18 protein-coding genes are annotated in these 14,936 nt (G+C 69.2%); all 18 read left to right on the top strand.

Annotated elements, in window-relative coordinates:
• Positions 1-10 precede the first annotated feature (10 nt).
• Positions 11-184, top strand: coding sequence for a hypothetical protein (locus WQ56_RS18365; RefSeq protein WP_156170146.1), 174 nt, complete (start codon positions 11-13; stop codon positions 182-184).
• Complete coding sequence (locus WQ56_RS00650) at positions 184-471, top strand: hypothetical protein (RefSeq protein WP_047135137.1); 288 nt, start codon at positions 184-186, stop codon at positions 469-471. The genes WQ56_RS18365 and WQ56_RS00650 overlap by 1 nt, the downstream gene beginning before the upstream one ends.
• Positions 468-644: a hypothetical protein gene (locus WQ56_RS18960; RefSeq protein ID WP_197076392.1), complete on the top strand. Its 177-nt coding sequence runs from the start codon at positions 468-470 to the stop codon at positions 642-644. Before WQ56_RS00650 ends, WQ56_RS18960 begins: the two co-directional genes overlap by 4 nt.
• Before the next feature lie 241 nt (positions 645-885).
• A complete protein-coding gene (locus tag WQ56_RS00645) occupies positions 886-1,404 on the top strand; it encodes a DUF1441 family protein (protein WP_047135136.1) in 519 nt (172 codons plus the stop codon).
• Positions 1,405-1,426: 22 nt separating this feature from the next.
• Entirely contained in the window at positions 1,427-3,478 is a 2,052-nt protein-coding gene (locus WQ56_RS00640) for a terminase gpA endonuclease subunit (RefSeq protein WP_231583308.1), read from the top strand.
• 1 nt (position 3,479) lies between these two features.
• The gene (locus tag WQ56_RS00635; RefSeq protein ID WP_047135134.1) at positions 3,480-3,695 is read left to right on the top strand and encodes a hypothetical protein; all 216 of its coding nucleotides are present in this window, start codon (positions 3,480-3,482) and stop codon (positions 3,693-3,695) included.
• A complete protein-coding gene (locus tag WQ56_RS00630) occupies positions 3,695-5,224 on the top strand; it encodes a phage portal protein (protein ID WP_047135133.1) in 1,530 nt (509 codons plus the stop codon). Before WQ56_RS00635 ends, WQ56_RS00630 begins: the two co-directional genes overlap by 1 nt.
• A gap of 21 nt (positions 5,225-5,245) precedes the next feature.
• Entirely contained in the window at positions 5,246-6,673 is a 1,428-nt protein-coding gene (locus WQ56_RS17485; RefSeq protein ID WP_197076391.1) for a S49 family peptidase, read from the top strand.
• Positions 6,670-7,092 carry a head decoration protein gene (locus tag WQ56_RS00620; protein ID WP_052772739.1) on the top strand — a complete coding sequence of 141 codons (423 nt, stop codon included), beginning with the start codon at positions 6,670-6,672 and terminating at the stop codon, positions 7,090-7,092. Before WQ56_RS17485 ends, WQ56_RS00620 begins: the two co-directional genes overlap by 4 nt.
• 84 nt (positions 7,093-7,176) lie before the next feature.
• Positions 7,177-8,205, top strand: a complete 1,029-nt coding sequence (locus WQ56_RS00615) for a major capsid protein (protein ID WP_047135132.1) — start codon at positions 7,177-7,179, stop codon at positions 8,203-8,205.
• A 40-nt stretch (positions 8,206-8,245) separates the two neighbouring features.
• Complete coding sequence (locus WQ56_RS00610; protein WP_047135131.1) at positions 8,246-9,010, top strand: hypothetical protein; 765 nt, start codon at positions 8,246-8,248, stop codon at positions 9,008-9,010.
• Entirely contained in the window at positions 9,007-9,351 is a 345-nt protein-coding gene (locus WQ56_RS00605) for a hypothetical protein (protein ID WP_047135130.1), read from the top strand. Before WQ56_RS00610 ends, WQ56_RS00605 begins: the two co-directional genes overlap by 4 nt.
• Positions 9,352-9,367: 16 nt before the next feature.
• Positions 9,368-9,793, top strand: a complete 426-nt coding sequence (locus WQ56_RS00600) for a hypothetical protein (RefSeq protein ID WP_052772737.1) — start codon at positions 9,368-9,370, stop codon at positions 9,791-9,793.
• Positions 9,794-9,861: 68 nt separating this feature from the next.
• Positions 9,862-10,620 (top strand): hypothetical protein, encoded by a 759-nt coding sequence (locus WQ56_RS00595; RefSeq protein WP_047135128.1) that lies wholly within the window; start codon positions 9,862-9,864, stop codon positions 10,618-10,620.
• A 5-nt stretch (positions 10,621-10,625) separates the two neighbouring features.
• Complete coding sequence (locus tag WQ56_RS00590) at positions 10,626-11,087, top strand: DUF6631 family protein (RefSeq protein ID WP_047135127.1); 462 nt, start codon at positions 10,626-10,628, stop codon at positions 11,085-11,087.
• Positions 11,088-11,251: 164 nt separating this feature from the next.
• Entirely contained in the window at positions 11,252-14,116 is a 2,865-nt protein-coding gene (locus WQ56_RS00585) for a tape measure protein (RefSeq protein ID WP_156170144.1), read from the top strand.
• Positions 14,113-14,469 (top strand): hypothetical protein, encoded by a 357-nt coding sequence (locus tag WQ56_RS00580; RefSeq protein WP_047135125.1) that lies wholly within the window; start codon positions 14,113-14,115, stop codon positions 14,467-14,469. The genes WQ56_RS00585 and WQ56_RS00580 overlap by 4 nt, the downstream gene beginning before the upstream one ends.
• Positions 14,466-14,927: a DUF1833 family protein gene (locus WQ56_RS00575; protein ID WP_047135124.1), complete on the top strand. Its 462-nt coding sequence runs from the start codon at positions 14,466-14,468 to the stop codon at positions 14,925-14,927. The genes WQ56_RS00580 and WQ56_RS00575 overlap by 4 nt, the downstream gene beginning before the upstream one ends.
• Positions 14,928-14,936: the final 9 nt, after the last annotated feature.

The raw sequence follows: 14,936 nt of genomic DNA, 5'->3' as shown, positions 1-14,936 counted from the left end.
GGAGCACCGTATGCCGACGATCGGATACAGCATGGATCAGTGCGAGCGTCGCGCCACTGCGCGGCGTCGGGCCGAGCAGCAGGTGCGGGCCAAGTTCCCCGGCCTGATGCAGGGCACGCCGGGCTGGAATCGAGCGGTCGGGAATCGCTACGACCGTCTGTTGCGCTCGGGCGCGGAGGACTGATGCGCACCGCCTGCGCCCTGCTGCTGGTTGCCGCGCTGGCTGGATGCGCCGGGAAGGCCGTCCGCGCTGACGCGCCGCTGATCACCCCGTGCCTGGACGAGCCGACTGCCTACGTGCCGGACGAGCCCCAGGCGCCGGCGGAAGGGGCGGCAATCCCCGACAGCTACGTCGTGGCCCTGAAGGGCTGGGCCAACAGCCTGCTCGGCGTGGTGACGCAGGACCGCATCGCCTGGCGCGGCGAGCGCAGGTGCATCCGGCGATTCCAGGACGAGGGGCAGATCCGATGATCGACAACGCGCCCGTGCGGTCGGTCGTGTTCCGGGTGTACTTCGCATGGTGGCTGCGCTGGTACCTCGGCAGCGTGGCGCTGATGTCGGCCCTGACCGGTCTGAACCCCGACATGGACAAGGTGGGCTTCTGGGCGGGCCGCGCGGTGCGCGTGAAGGAGGTCCGCCAATGACGCTTTCGGTCGCTCGGCAGCCAAAATGTTAAGACGAGCCTTCACAAGACTGAATCGCTCAGGAGAAGATGAACGGAATGTTAAGCATACCCTTCACATCAATGAACGGGCGGGGACCCTGCGGCCAACTGGGCCCTACCGCGGGGGATTCGGGCCCCGGTTTTCGACAGATTTTCGGGCCTCCATGGCCTCACCAGCAGTTGCCGGTTGAGGCTTCAAATCAAGGAATCGCGAGGGTGTGATGGGTGAGGTGCGCGAGTTCCGGCCGGGCTGGTCGATCTCGCGCCTCGCCGAGGAATTCGGGATGGACCGCAAGACGGTCTCGAATCGAATTCGCGAGGCCGGCGTGCCGCCGACGGCGAAGCGCAGCGGCTACGACGTGTACCGCCTGGCGGACGTTGCTGCCGCGGTGCTCGGCTTCGCCCAGCCGGGTGCGGTGGGCGAGGGTGGCGTCATCGACCCGCGCGACCTACCGCCGAAGGACCGCAAGGACTACTACCAGTCCGAAAACGAGCGGCTGAAGGTCGAGGTGACCATGGGCACGCTCGTGCCGGCGGTCGAGGTCGAGGCCGACATGGCGGAACTGGTCAAGGACGTCGTGCAGTTCCTGGACACCCTGCCGGATGTTCTCGAGCGAAAGCTGGCGCTGAAGCCCGAGCAGGTGGTGAAGGTGCAGGAGCGCTGCGACGCGGTCCGGCAGCAGCTGTACGAAAAGGTCATGGCGGCGGAGAGCGATGGCGACGCACGCGACAGCGCGTAGCATCCGCAATGACGTCTGTCAGATGCTCCGGCCGCCGCGCCGGATCCTGGTGGCGGACGGTGCACGGGCGCTGCGGGTCAACGCCGGCACCGGTTCGGGCGAACCGTGGGACGCCTCGACCACGCCGTACATGGTCAAGCCGCTCAACGCGACCAAAAGCCGCGTGCATGAGGCGGTGGTGTTCATGGGCCCGGCTCGATCGGGCAAGACGCTCGCGTTGATCGAGGGTCGGTTGGCCTACACGATCACCTGCGATCCGTCGGACGTGATGATCATCCAGTCGACGCAGGACGCCGCGGCCGACTTCAGCAAGACACGAATCACGCGTGCGCTGCGCGGCAGCCCCGAGCTGTTGAAGCAACTCAGTCCGCGCGCGCACGACGACAACGTGCTGATGAAGTTCTTCCGGTCGGGCATGTCGCTGCGCCTGGGCCATCCGTCGATCTCGGTGTTGTCGGGCAAGGACCTCAAGACGGTCCTGATGACCGACGTGGACAACTTCACCGGCGACCTCGGCATCGATGAGGCCTTCGGCCTCGCGTTGAAGCGCACGCAGACCTTCATGTCCGGCGGCATGGTCGTCGCCGAGTCGAGTCCGGAGGCCGACTACGAGGACGGCCAGTGGCGGGTGAACCCGGACCGGCCGCATGAAGCGCCGCCGGCCACCGGCATCGCCGCCTTGTATAACCGCGGCGATCGGCACCGCTGGTACTGGCCCTGTCCGGAGTGCGGCGAGTTCTTCCAAGCCGCGCCCGGCTACGACTTGTTCCGGCTGCCGCCGGAACAGGAACTGCTCGAACGCGTGCAGGTCGACGACATGCTGACGATGGCGCGTCGCCTGTCGATCTGCTTCTGCCCGCACTGCCACGTGGGGCTGGAGGATCGCTGGAAAGACGGGATGAATCAGCGCGGCGACTGGGTGGGCGAAGGGCAGGTGATCCACCCGGATGGCTCGATCGACGGCGAAGCGATCGAGTCCCGCACCCGGAGCTACTACCTGGGCGGCGTGGCGGCGGCGTTTCAAAGCTGGGAATCGCTGATCGAGCGATACCTACAGGCTTTGAAGGTCTACGCCAAGACCGGCGAGGAGAAGCCGCTGAAGTCGACCTACAACGTCGACGCAGCGCTGAATTACGTGCCGATGGCGGCGCGCTCGGAGAGCAACCCGAACGCGATGCAGGGCCGGGCGGAGAGCTGGACAGCAGGCGCGGTGCCGGTCGGCGTGCACTTCCTCACGGCCACCGTGGACGGCCAGAAGAACCGGTTCGTCGTCCAGGTGATGGGCTGGGGGCCGGGCGAGAGCGGCAGCCTCGAGCGTTGGATCGTCGATCGCTACTCGCTGCGCACGTCGGAACGTTCCGACGGCGCCGGCGGATTCCTGGGCCTGGAGCCCGCGAAGTACCTCGAAGACTGGGAGCGCCTGGTCGACAAGGTCATCCAGCGCCGCTACCCGCTCGACGATGCCAGCGGCCGGACCATGCCGGTCCGCGCGGTGGGCATCGACTGGGGCGGCACGAAGGGCCATGCGCCGCGTGCGCTGGAGTTCTGGCGATCGCTGAAAGCGCGTGGTCTGCACTGGCGCGTGCGGTTGGTGAAGGGCGGCGGGAACCGGGACTACCTCTGGAAGGAGAACACGCCCGATTCCAGCAAGCGCAAGGACCGAAAGACCGGCAGCCGCGGTGACGTGCCCCAGCTGCTGATCAACGTGGACCGCATGAAAGACCTGGTGGCGGCAAACGTGGCGCGCACCGATCCGGGACCGGGCTTCTACCACTTCGCCGACTGGCTGCCGACGGTCTTCTACGAAGAGCTGACCGCGGAAACGCGTACCTCGAAGGGCTGGGAGAACCTCGGCAAGCGCCGGAACGAAGAGTTCGACCTCGCCGTCTACAACGAGACGCTGGCGCAGTGGATCAAGGCGCCAGCGATCAACTGGTCGAACCCGCCCGCCTGGGCGGCCGGCTGGGACACGAACCCCGACGTGGTGAAGGGCGACGAGCCGCCCCCGCCGCCACCCACTCCCCCGCGCACGCGCCGCCCGCGCGTGGTGCAGAGCAAGTACCTGAGGCGATGACATGGCATACACCCGCACGGACCTCGAGCAGCTGGAGGCCGCAATCAAGAGCGGCACGCTGTCGGTCCAGTACGCGGACCGCCGCGTCCAGTACCAGAGCCTCAGCGAGCTGCGCGCGGCCCGCCGCGAAATTCTGGCCGAGATCGAGCGTGCCGAACGGCCCCGTCGCGTGCGCCGCGTCATTCGAATGACGCAGACGGGCCAGGGGTTCTTCTGATGTACGGATACGCGGCGCCGAACGAGACCACGCACGGCGGCGGCTACAAGGCCGCGGGCAATGGTCGGCGCCTGATGCCGATGCGGGCGGCGAGTCTGGGTCCGAACGTCGTCACGCTGTACAGCCTGGGCGAGATCGTTGCCCGTGCGCGCAACGCCGCGCGGAACGACCCGTGGGCGGGCGCCGCCGCGGACAAGAGCGTGGCCAACGGCATCGGCACCGGTATCCAGGCCAAGGCGCAGTGGGGAACCAAGGCGTGGAGGGCGCGGGAGCAGAAGCTCTGGAAGCGCTGGGGCAAGGTCTGCGACGCCGACGGCGTGCTGAACCTCGACGGCCTGCAGGCGCTGATCTGGCGCGAGTGCGAGGAGGCCGGCGAGTGCTTCGTGCGTCTGCGCAACCGCCGCTTGAGCGATGGACTGCCGGTGCCGCTGCAACTGCAGGTGATCGAGGCCGAGCAGTGCCCGCCCCACTTCTACGGGACGGCGAGCAACGGCAACCAGATCCGCGCCGGCATCGAGTTCGACCTGATCGGCCGGCGGGTCGCGTACTGGATGTACCCGCGGCACCCCGGCGACTTCCATGCGGGCACCGACATCGACGCGACGACGCTCAAGCGCGTGCCGGCGGACGAAGTGATCCACGTCTACGAGCCGGTGCGCGCTGGCCAGATCCGAGGCATTCCGCGTGCCGCCTCGGTGCTGGTGCGGATGTTCAATCTGGACGCGCTCGATGACGCCGTCCTCGAGCGCCAGAAGATCGCCAACCTGTTCGTCGGCGTGTTCGAGGACGCCGACAAGAACGGGGAGCCGACGGACCCGATGGCCGAAAGCCTGACGGGGGACGGCACTGTCGGACCGGTCGGCATGGAGGATGAGGGCATCGCGCTTGCCGGGCTCGAACCCGCCACAACGATCGATCTCGGCGGTACCGGCCGCAAGTTCAACCAAACGAAGCCGCCGGACGCCGGCAACAACTACCCCGACTATCTCCGGCAGGGCCTGTTGGCCATCGCCGCCCGTTGGGGCGTTCCGTACGAGGTGCTCACCGGCGACCTGCGCAACGTCAGCGATCGCGCACTGCGCCTGATCCTCAACGAATTCCGCCGCTTCATCGAGATGCGGCAGTGGCTGGTCCTGATTCCGCGCTGCCTGCAGCCGATCCGCGAGGCCTACCTCGACCGGGCGGTGCTGGCGGGCGCCTTGGCCGTGCCCGGCTACGACGAACTGCGCGAGGACGTAGCCGAGACCCTCTGGGTGCCGCAGGGCTGGCCGTACAGCCACCCGGTGCAGGACGTCGATGCCGACATCAAGGCGATCCGCGGCGGGCTCGATTCGCGCAGCGCGACGATTCTCCGGAAGGGCGAGGATCCGGAGGAGGTCGCCTCGCAGCAGCAACTGGACAACGCCGACGCCGATGCGCGCGGCCTGATTCTCGATACCGACCCGCGCCGCGTCGCACGCACGGGCAGCGCCCAGTCCAAGCCCGCAGGCAACGCCGGCGGCGAGGACACCGAATCCGATCGGAGCTAACCCATGAAGAACCCGCCTGGCGTGCTCGCACGCCTGTTCGGCCGCGCCAAGCCTGCGCCGGTCGTCTCGTCGCTGGCCACGGCCGTGCTCAACCGGCCACTGCTGGCCGACCGCGCTATGGCCGAGCAGCTGGTGAATGCCTACCTCAGCGGGGAGGTGACCAGCCTCGACACCCAGCTCAGCACCGACCGCGTGCCTGGCGTTTCGCCCGCGCCCGAGGCCGAGGCGGCCGGCATGATCGGCGTGATCAACATCAGCGGCGGCCTGGTCAACCGGCCGATGCCGGGGCCGAGCGGAGGCGGGCCGGTCAGCTATACCGCGCTGCGCGAGGCATTCGACGAGCTGCTCCACGACGACGGCATCAGCGCGATCGTGCTGCGCATCGAGTCGCCCGGCGGCATGGCGTCCGGCATGTTCGACCTGACCGACCACATCTACGCCAGCCGCGGCCAGAAGCCGATTCACGCCCTGGTGGACGACTACGCCTACAGCGCCGCCTACGGCATCGCGGCGGCCTGCGACGAGATCTGGGTCAGCCGCACCGGTGGCGCCGGATCTGTGGGCGTGTGTGCCTTCCACTACGACTGGAGCGGCAACGATGCGCAGATCGGGCTCAAGGTGACGCCGATCTACGCCGGCGACCGCAAGATCGACTTCAACCCGCACTTCCCGCTGTCCGAGGAAGCCCACGCGCGCGCCCTGGAGAGCGTGGACGCGACCTACGGCCTGTTCGTCAAGTCGGTGGCCCAGTACCGCGGCATCGACGAGGCGGTCGTGCGCAGCACGCAGGCGGACGTGTACTACGGCGACCGCGCCGTGGCGGCGGGGCTCGCCACGCGCCTGGGCACGTGGGACGACCTCGTCGCCCACCTGGGTGCGCCCGGCGTCGATGCACCCGAGCAGGAGGGGGACGACGGCGAAGACGGCGCGGGAAGCGAGCTGACCGCCGCGCCGCCGGTCACCGGGGCGGAATCCGATGGCGACGCAGAGGGTGAGGGGGGCGACGCCGACGCGCCACCCGGCGACCCCAGCACGGCGGACGGCGAGGCCCCCGCACCTGATGAGGCCGCAAAGCTGGCGGCCGCCGGCTCGATCGCCAGGGCAGTCACCGCGGCAGGCCTGGCACCCGACCTCGCCGTCGCCTTGCTGGGCCACGTCCAGGAAGTAGCCGAGGTCCCGCGCGAACTGGAACGTGCGCGCGGCATTGCGGACCTGTGCCGCGCCGCTGATCTGCGCAGCCTGGCCCCCGAACTCATCTCGTCGGGCGCATCGCTCGAGCAGGTGCGGGCCCAGCTCGACGGGGCCACTGCCAGCGTCGGGGATGAACTGGTGACCGCGCAGCCGACCCAGAACACCGCAGCCGTCACCGCCGCGGTCAAGCAAGCCGAGTCTCTCGATCCCAACCGCGTCTACGCACGTCGCAACAATCCCCGAGGAGCAACGAAATGATCACTGCCACCGGCAACACCGCCGAATTCCTCCTGAGCGAGGCCCATGGCGAGCGTTCGCGCGCGCTGTTCACCCTCCCCGCCGGTCAGGGTTACCTGCGCCCGGGCACGTTCCTGACGGCCAGCGGCGTCGTCGCCACCACCAACACCGACGTCGCGGGGCTGCTCTACGGCGGCGTCGACACCGGCAGCGACAGCGCGGCGCCGGCGGTCAAGGCGACCGTGATCGATCGGGATGCCGAGGTCCACGGCGAACTGCTCCAGTGGGCCGAGACCGACACCGACGCCATGAAGAACGCCTTCGCAGGGTCGCTCGGCGACATCGGCATCCGCGTCCGCTGGACCCAGCGCCCTGCTGGCCTGGAGACCGACCAGGTCGAGGTCGAGGACGTACCCCCGTCCGGGGGTGGCGGCGGCTAATCCCGCTGCGCCCGCGCGCCACCGCTTCATCCACCCCCAAGCCCCGCACTCGCGGGGCTTTTGCTTTTCAGAGGACGCAGAACCATGGATCTCCAGCAGCTGGTCGATTCCGCCGCGCTCAGCACCCATTCGCTGACCGCCAACATCAACAACCTCCCCGATACCCCGACCCGCATCGGCGACATGGGGCTGTTCACCGAGGCCGGGGTTTCGACGACCTTCGTGCTGGTCGGCATCCAGGACCACAAGCTGTCGCTGGTGCCCGCAGTCCCGCGGGGCGCACCGTCGCAGCCCAAGGCGCTGCACGGCAGCAAGGCCAAGCCGTTCCTGATCCCGCACCTGCCCCAGCGTTCGACGGTCATGGCGGACGAGGTGCAGAACGCGCGTGCGTTCTCCCTCGCCGCGCCGCCGGAGTCGGGCGAGAACCTGCAGCTCAACAGCGCCATCACCGCGGTCACGCAGAAGGTCAGCGCGCTGCAGGCGGTGCACAAGCGGGACAACGACTACACCATCGAGTATCACCGCATGGGCGCCATCCGCGGCCAGGTCCTCGACGCCGACGGCTCGGTGCTGATCGACATCTACCGCGAGTTCGGCATCACCCAGACGACGGCGTCGCTCGGCCTCAACACCGCGACCACGAACGTGCGCAACAAGGTGCTGGAGATCAAGCGCATGGTCGAGAAGGCGCTGGGCGGCGTGCCGCACCGCGGTATCCACGTGTTCTGCAGCCCGGAGTTCTTCGACAAGCTGACCGGCCACGACAAGGTCGAGAAGGCCTTCGACCGCTGGCAGGAGGGTGCGGCGCTGCGTGACGATCTCCGTCGCGGCTTCTCGTTCGGCGGCGTCACGTTCGAGGAAGTCAGCTCTGCCGTCGGCGAGGACCGGTACATCCCCGAGGGCGAGGCGATCGCGTTCCCCCTGGGCGTGCCCGACATGTTCATCACGCGCTTCGCGCCGGCGGACTACATCGAGACCGTCAACACGGTGGGCCTGCCGTACTACTCGAAGTCGGAGGTCCAGCGCTTCGGGAAGGGCATCGACATCGAATCCCAGTCGAACGCGCTCAACCTCAACACGCGGCCCGACGTCGTCATCCGGCTGACGTTCTGACGCAGCGGGGCCGGCGGTGCGCCGGCCCCGAGAGGCCGAGATGATCAAGACCGAGGTGGATCCGGGCGACGTCTTCGGGCGGGCGTTCACGGAGCTCGAGCAGAAGAATCTGCTGTTCGCGACGGTGCAGGCAGTCAACGCGACCGCCTTCGCTACCCGCGAGCGGTGGGCGGAACTGATGCCGCGCGTATTCGACCGGCCGACGGCACTCACCCTGCGCGCGCCGCTCTACCGCAAGGCGACCAAGCAACGGCCGTACGCCGAGGTCTTCCTGCGCGACGAGGCGCACAAGGGCACGCCGCCGGCGAAGTACCTGCTGGCCCAGGTGGGCGGCGGTGCGCGCAGGATGAAGCGCTCCGAGGCGGCTCTGCGCGCAGCTGGCGTCCTGCCGGCCGGGATGCTGACCGTTCCCGGCCGCGGTGCGCAGCTCGACGCATTCGGTAACGTCCCCGGCAAGCAGGTCACGGCGATCCTCTCCGCGGTGCGCGCGCAGCGCGATCAGTACCAGAACGCAACGGACGCCAGCCGCGGCCGGCGCCGAGCCAAGAAGAAGCGGCGCGGCGGGGAGTATTTCGCCCTGAGCAGCCCGCGCGGGAAGCTGAAGCCCGGCGTGTACGAGCGCATCGATACCGGCTTCGGCAGCGGCGTGCGCAGCGTCCTGTTCTTCGTGGCCTCGGTCACCTACCGCCCGCGCTACGACGTGTTCGGCGCCGCGCAGCGGATCTACAACGAGCAACTGCCGTTCCACTTCACGCGGGAGCTGGACAAGGCAGTCGCGACCTCGAAATTCAGGGGCAAGGGATGAGCCAACGAGACTTCATGCGGGCCTTCGATGCGGCGGCCAGCCGGGCATTCCAGGCTGCTGGCATCGCCGACGGCGCGCTGTACTACGCCACGCCCGAAACACCGGTCGGCCAGCCGTGCACCGTGCTGGTCGACCGGGATGTCCGGGACTTCGACGATGCCGAGCAGATGTTGCCGGTCCCTGCGTCCTACACCCTGATCTCGTTCGAGCTGCGGGAGGTGTCGCCAGCAAAGGGCGGCGTCGTGGAACTGTTGGCCAGCGGTGAACGCTATCGCCTGCAGAAGCCAATCCGCGCCGACGAATCCCGCAGCCGATGGGTGGTCATCCATGCCAAGCAATAGCCCTCGCTCGATCCTGTTGGACGCGTTCGCCGAGTGCCTGGGGAGGATCCGGCGCGCCGACGGCTATCACACGGACGCCGGCGCCTGGGTCACCACCGAGGCCGGCATGGTGCCGGATTCCCAGGGAATCGTGATCGGGCTGGTCGTGGGCAAGCAAGAGCGGGCAACCGACCGCGCGGTCGTCCGCACGCACCGCCTGACCAGCGTGGGCGTGATCCTCAAGCTGCACGCCGACATCGACGACGCCATCGAGCAGCAGGACCGCATCCTCAGCGACCTCGATCGCGCGCTCGACCCGACCCAGAAGTTCCGCTTCCCGCGCGGCTACCAGTTCCCGGAGTTCCAGACCATGGAGCCCGCCCCAGTACAGCAGGGGGCGGGCTGGACCGGCGTCGTCGTCGTCTACAGCAGCCACATCCCAATCCATCCCGCCGCCGGCTGATCCGCGGCGCCGCCCACCGAAGCCCCGCATCCGCGGGGCTTTTTCTTTTCCAGCACGAGGAACTCGCAATGTCCCACGCACCCGATTACAGCTACCTGGGCAGCGGCATCATCCTGGTCCGCGAGTGGGGCAGCCCGCTCCCCCTGATCGAGGTCGGCAACTGCTCCGCCTTCAACGTCGCGCCGCAGACCAACCAGCTCACGCTGGCCGATCACACCCGCCCGGGCGGCGGCGTCCGCAACCGGGTCGACCGCATCAGCGACTGGCAGCTGAGCTACTCGTTCCACGATTTCAGCCCCGAGAACTTCGCCCGGGTCACTCGCGGCCAGGCCAGCACCATCGCTTCCGGGAGCGTCGCCAACGAGGAAGTCGCCGCGGCGCGCGGCGTGTACGTCCCGCTGTCGCGGATCGCGTCGGCCATCACCTCGGTCCAGCCGGTGGGCACCGGCGCGGCGTACGTCGCGGGCCAGGACTACGTCTTCGACCGCGGGATGATCTACATCCCGGTCGACAGCGAAATCCCGGTCAGCGTGAACGGTGCGCCGAACATCCGCGTCACGTACGCGCACGGTGCCCTCGGCCACGTGGAAGCCGCGGTGGTCGCGGCCCGCCAGTACGAGATGCAGTTCCACGGCGAGAACGAGGCGCTCAGCGGCCGCAAGGTCAAGCTCGTCGCGCACCGCGTCAGCGGCGGCGTGATCCAGCAGCTGGGACTTCTGGGCGAGGAGTACGGCGTCGGCGAGGTGCAGGGTTCGATCCTGGCCGACCCGTCGAAGCGGATCTCGACCAACCACAGCGCCTACTTCTACTGGCAGCAGGAGCGCTGATCGCCATGGACGACAACGCTCTGGAAGTGATCGAGCCGGCCACGGGGCCGGCGACCTACCGCGGAGAGACCCTCGATCTGCGGCCGCTGACCGTCGGCGCGACGCCCAGGATCGTCCGCCTGGCCAGGCCGGTGATCAACTCGCTGCTTGACCTCGAGGCCCTGCCGGACGAAGACGAGGGCGCCTGGATCGATCTGGCGCTCGACTTGATCGAGAAGCACGGCGACGCCGTCTTCCAGGCCGTCGCGCTGGCCGTGGGTCGCGAACCCGCCTGGATCGAGGGCGGAGACATCGCCGAGTTCGTGGACCTGTGCCGCGGGCTCTACGAGGTCAACCGCGATTTTTTCGTCCGCCGCCTGGCGCCCCTGCTGCAGGAGCGGGCAGCGGCCCGGGCAAAGGCGGCGGCAAAGCACCGTGGAACTGGGCCGACACCCTCCAGCTCCTCGCCGAGCGCGGCCACTCGCTGACCGAGATCCGCGGCTACACGTTCGGCCAGCTCCGGGCTTTCTCCGAAGCCGCCGAGCGTGCGCGGCGTCGCGATCTCCGTGACCACGCCTTCAACCTGCGCGCCGCCGCCAACTGCGATGCGCAGGAGTGGAAGACGTACCTCAATCACCTGGATTCCTGACCCTTGAACACGCCCGCAAGCCTTCGCGTGAGGATCTCGGCCGATCTGGCCGACATCAAGCAGGGCCTGGGGCTGCTGCGCGGCGAGCTGGCCAAGGTCAAGAAGGACGCGGGCGCCGCTCTGCAGAACGCGGGCAACAACGCCGCGATCCAGGGGATCAAGCGCGTTCGCCAGGAGGTCGCGGGTCTCGCTGCCGCGTGGCTCTCGCTGCGCGGCGCGTCCGTCCTGTCCGGGCTGGCCGATGAGGCCACCCAGCTGCGCGGGCGGATCCGCATGGCCAAGGGCGACTATGAGGGCCTGTTCTCGATCGCGCAGGACACGCGCACCGGGCTGACGAACACCGTCGACCTGTACGCGCGCATGGAGCGCAGCAGTCGCGGCATGCAGCTGTCGCAGGAGCGCCTGCTCGGCCTGACGCGGACCGTCAATCAGGCGATCAGGCTGTCGTTCGCGTCGGCCGCCGCCGGCGACGCGGCGATCGTGCAGTTCGGCCAGGCGCTGGCGGCCGGGCAACTGCGCGGCGAAGAGTTGAACTCCGTGCTCGAGCAGACGCCTCGCCTGGCCGAGGCGATCGCGACCGGCATGGGTATCCCGCTCGGGAAGCTCCGGGAACTGGCCAAGGAGGGCAAGCTCACCAACGAGCAGGTGCTCAAGGCGTTGGAGTCGCAGGCGTCGGCGGTCGAGAAGGAATTCGGCCAGATGCCGGTCACCATCGGCGACGCCCTGGTGCAGGTCCGGAACGCGTTCCTCGACTTCGTCGGCGACGTCGACGAAGCGGAGGGGATCAGCCGCAAGCTGGCGACCGCGCTCACCAACCTCGCCAAGGACCTGCCGCGCTATCTCGGGCCGGTGCTGACTCTGCTCCGGCTGATCATCCAGAACCTGGACGTCATCCTGGTGATCATCGGGACCCGGCTCGCGCTTGCCGCGGCGGCCGCAATCCCGGCGCTCATCGCCTACCTGGTCAGCCTGCGCGCGGCGCTGGTCGCCGCGACCGCGCAGGCAGTGACCCTGCGCGGCGCCCTGGCGCTGCTCGGTGGCCCGGTGGGTCTCGCGATCGCCGCGCTCACCGGCGCCGTCTACGCGCTCTACCAACGAACGCAGGATGCGACGCGCGCTCAGGAGGCCCACAACGCCGAGCTGGCGGCGAACCGTGACCTCGCCAAGGAGAGCGCCCAGGCCGCGCTCGCAGACGCACGCGCGAAGCGCGCCCAGGCGATCAGCACGCTGCAGGCCGCGCTTGCCGTTGCCAACGAACGCAAGGAGCGGCTGGCGGCCGAGCGCGCGCGCCAGGAGCGCCGCGGCGGACGTGGCGGCTACCTGCAGGGTGGTGTGGTCGCCGCGGTCGGTACCGGCGTCGAGGAGGCGCAGAGCCGGGTCGACCAGCTGGCGCGCATGGTCGACGACTGGAACACGCGGGTCGTGGACTTGGGGGCGGCCACGGCCGGTGCCGTCGAGGAGACGGTCTCTACCGCGGCCGCCGGTACCGGCAAGGCGATCGCGGCCTCCAACGCGCTGCTGCGCGATGCGACCGAGCGCGCGCTCAAGGAGCTGGAGCGGATCTACGGCGAGGGCCGTCTCAGCATCAAGGATTACTTCGCCGAGCGCGAGCGCCTGCAGCTTCGGGCGGTCGACCTGGCGATCCAGCAGGCCCAGGCCGAGCTGGCAGTGGCCGACAAGCTCGGCCCTCGGCGGAAGCTCGAGGAGGAAATCGCCACGCTGCAGCGGGATCGGGCCGAGATCGGCGTTCGATCCGCGCGCGAGCAGGCCCGCGCCGAGCAGGACCTCGCCGCGCAGGTCGCGGACCTCAAGCGCCAGCTGGGCGACGTGTTCGACATCGCGACCGTCGGCCAAGCCGAGCGCGCGCGCGTGCTCCGCGAGTACGAGGTGCTGTTCCGGCGCCTGGAGGCAGAGTCCGGCGCCGCCGGCGAGCAGATGGGGCAGGCGCTGGTCGAGCGGCTGGTCGCGCGCGCGCAGCAGGACGCCCTGGGCGAGGCGGCAACGAAGATCGGCGCCGCGCTGCGCTCCATCGAGACGGCCATCGGCGCTCAGGTCGGCGCCGGCACCATGGGCATGGGCGAGGGCGAGCGGCAGCTGGCCGCCGCACGTGCCAAGGCGCTGGCCGACTACCAACAACTCCGCGCTGCGGCCGTCGGAGCCATGGCGGCGCATGCGCCGGGTTCGCCGGCGCATACGGCCGCGGTTGCCGGCCTGCGCGAGCTCGACACCGAGATCGCGAACGTCATCGCTTCCCAGGACACTTGGAGGCAGAAGACTGAGGACCTGGCGGCGAACTCGCTAGGGGATGCGCTCGCCGACCTGATCACGGGTGCCAAGGGCTTCAAGGAAGCGTTCTCCGACATGGTCCGGTCCTTCGTGGCCGGCGTCGCGCGAATGATCGCTCAGGAGCTCGCGCTGCGCGCTGTGCGCGGCTTGTTCTCCGGCTTCGGGGGCGGTGCTACCGCTGACGTCCATCACCAAGGTGGGGTGGCCGGGCAAGGCGCGGTGCGCCGCTCGATCAGCCCGCTGCTGTTCGGCGCAGCGCCGCGGTACCACAACGGCGGAATCGCCGGTCTGGCGCCCGACGAGGTGCCCGCGATCCTGCGCCGCGACGAAGAAGTGGTGACCCGATCCGATCCGCGCCATCGCGCCAACGGCGGTCTCGGCAGCGGCCGCGGTGGCAACTACCGCATCGAGATCGTCAATACCGGGCCGCCGATGAGGGCCACTGAGACAACCATCACCCAGCAGCCCGACGGCACCCAGCTGATCCGCACGGTCCTCGAGGCAGTGGCCGACGACGTGGCCAACGGCGGCGTCGTCGCGGCGGCTGGCCGAGGCCGATTCGGCTGGAAGGACCAGGTATGAGCCAGCTCCCCGACTACGCGCATGTGATGCTCGCCGGCTTCGCCGAGGACCTGGACCCGTCGGTCCGAACCACGGAAATGGAGCGGGGCCCCGACAAGCTCGAGATCCTCAACTCCCAGGTCAAGATGCGCCTCAGCTTCAGCCTTTACTTCGAGACGTGGGACCTGCAGGAGCAATTCTTCGGCTGGTACATGACAGAGCTCGGCCGGATCGGCGAGTTCGACATGCCCCATCCGATCAGCGGCCGCCCGCTGCGCGTCAGCTTCGTGGGAGGCTCGATCGGGCGCGCCGAGTTGATCGACGAGCTCGGCTACGACTGCCGCCGCGCGGTGACCGTGGAGTACCTCCGGTGAGCACGTTCCTCGAGCGGCGGCAGCGGACGCGCGACCGCCACGGCACGCTCCTGTTTCTCGAGATCCGGTCGACGTCCATGCCCGAGGTGCTGCGGGTGGTCAACGACACTCAGAACTGGACCAGCAACGGAGTCGAGTACATCGGCGCGCCGTTCGGCTTCAAGGAGCCGGACGACGTCGCCGGCCAGACGCCGCGCGCGCAGTTGGTCATGGCGACCGGTGGCGCCAGCATCACCGAGGACCTCGAGGCGCTGCCGCCGGGTGAACTGCTGCTCGGCCGGCTGATGCTCAGCGATCGCGCGAACCCGCACGTCTATGCGCGCGTCTGGAATCTCCCGATGACCCACGTCTCGTCCGGCGGTGGGCAGGCGACTGCGCAGCTGGGTGTGGACTACCTCCTTCGCCAGCGGGCCGTGCGCCTGCTGTTCAACCCCTTCACGGCCCCAGGCCTTCCTTGAGAGATCCGA

This window comes from Luteimonas sp. FCS-9 (genome assembly GCF_001014645.1).
Lineage (GTDB): Bacteria > Pseudomonadota > Gammaproteobacteria > Xanthomonadales > Xanthomonadaceae > Luteimonas.
The sequence above is the reverse complement of the archived record's forward strand: the minus strand, read 5'-3'. Positions and strand labels throughout refer to the sequence as shown.

Excerpts from the sequence above, each read along its gene's own strand:
- WQ56_RS18960 (WP_197076392.1), top strand. The coding sequence starts at position 468 with ATGATCGACAACGCGCCCGTGCGGTCGGTCGTGTTCCGGGTGTACTTC.
- WQ56_RS00590 (WP_047135127.1), top strand. The coding sequence starts at position 10,626 with ATGGACGACAACGCTCTGGAAGTGATCGAGCCGGCCACGGGGCCGGCG.
- WQ56_RS00595 (WP_047135128.1), top strand. The coding sequence starts at position 9,862 with ATGTCCCACGCACCCGATTACAGCTACCTGGGCAGCGGCATCATCCTG.
- WQ56_RS00630 (WP_047135133.1), top strand. The coding sequence starts at position 3,695 with ATGTACGGATACGCGGCGCCGAACGAGACCACGCACGGCGGCGGCTAC.
- WQ56_RS00645 (WP_047135136.1), top strand. The coding sequence starts at position 886 with ATGGGTGAGGTGCGCGAGTTCCGGCCGGGCTGGTCGATCTCGCGCCTC.
- WQ56_RS18365 (WP_156170146.1), top strand. The coding sequence starts at position 11 with ATGCCGACGATCGGATACAGCATGGATCAGTGCGAGCGTCGCGCCACT.
- WQ56_RS00580 (WP_047135125.1), top strand. The coding sequence starts at position 14,113 with ATGAGCCAGCTCCCCGACTACGCGCATGTGATGCTCGCCGGCTTCGCC.
- WQ56_RS00640 (WP_231583308.1), top strand. The coding sequence starts at position 1,427 with ATGCTCCGGCCGCCGCGCCGGATCCTGGTGGCGGACGGTGCACGGGCG.
- WQ56_RS00610 (WP_047135131.1), top strand. The coding sequence starts at position 8,246 with ATGATCAAGACCGAGGTGGATCCGGGCGACGTCTTCGGGCGGGCGTTC.
- WQ56_RS00650 (WP_047135137.1), top strand. The coding sequence starts at position 184 with ATGCGCACCGCCTGCGCCCTGCTGCTGGTTGCCGCGCTGGCTGGATGC.
- WQ56_RS00635 (WP_047135134.1), top strand. The coding sequence starts at position 3,480 with ATGGCATACACCCGCACGGACCTCGAGCAGCTGGAGGCCGCAATCAAG.
- WQ56_RS00605 (WP_047135130.1), top strand. The coding sequence starts at position 9,007 with ATGAGCCAACGAGACTTCATGCGGGCCTTCGATGCGGCGGCCAGCCGG.
- WQ56_RS00615 (WP_047135132.1), top strand. The coding sequence starts at position 7,177 with ATGGATCTCCAGCAGCTGGTCGATTCCGCCGCGCTCAGCACCCATTCG.
- WQ56_RS00620 (WP_052772739.1), top strand. The coding sequence starts at position 6,670 with ATGATCACTGCCACCGGCAACACCGCCGAATTCCTCCTGAGCGAGGCC.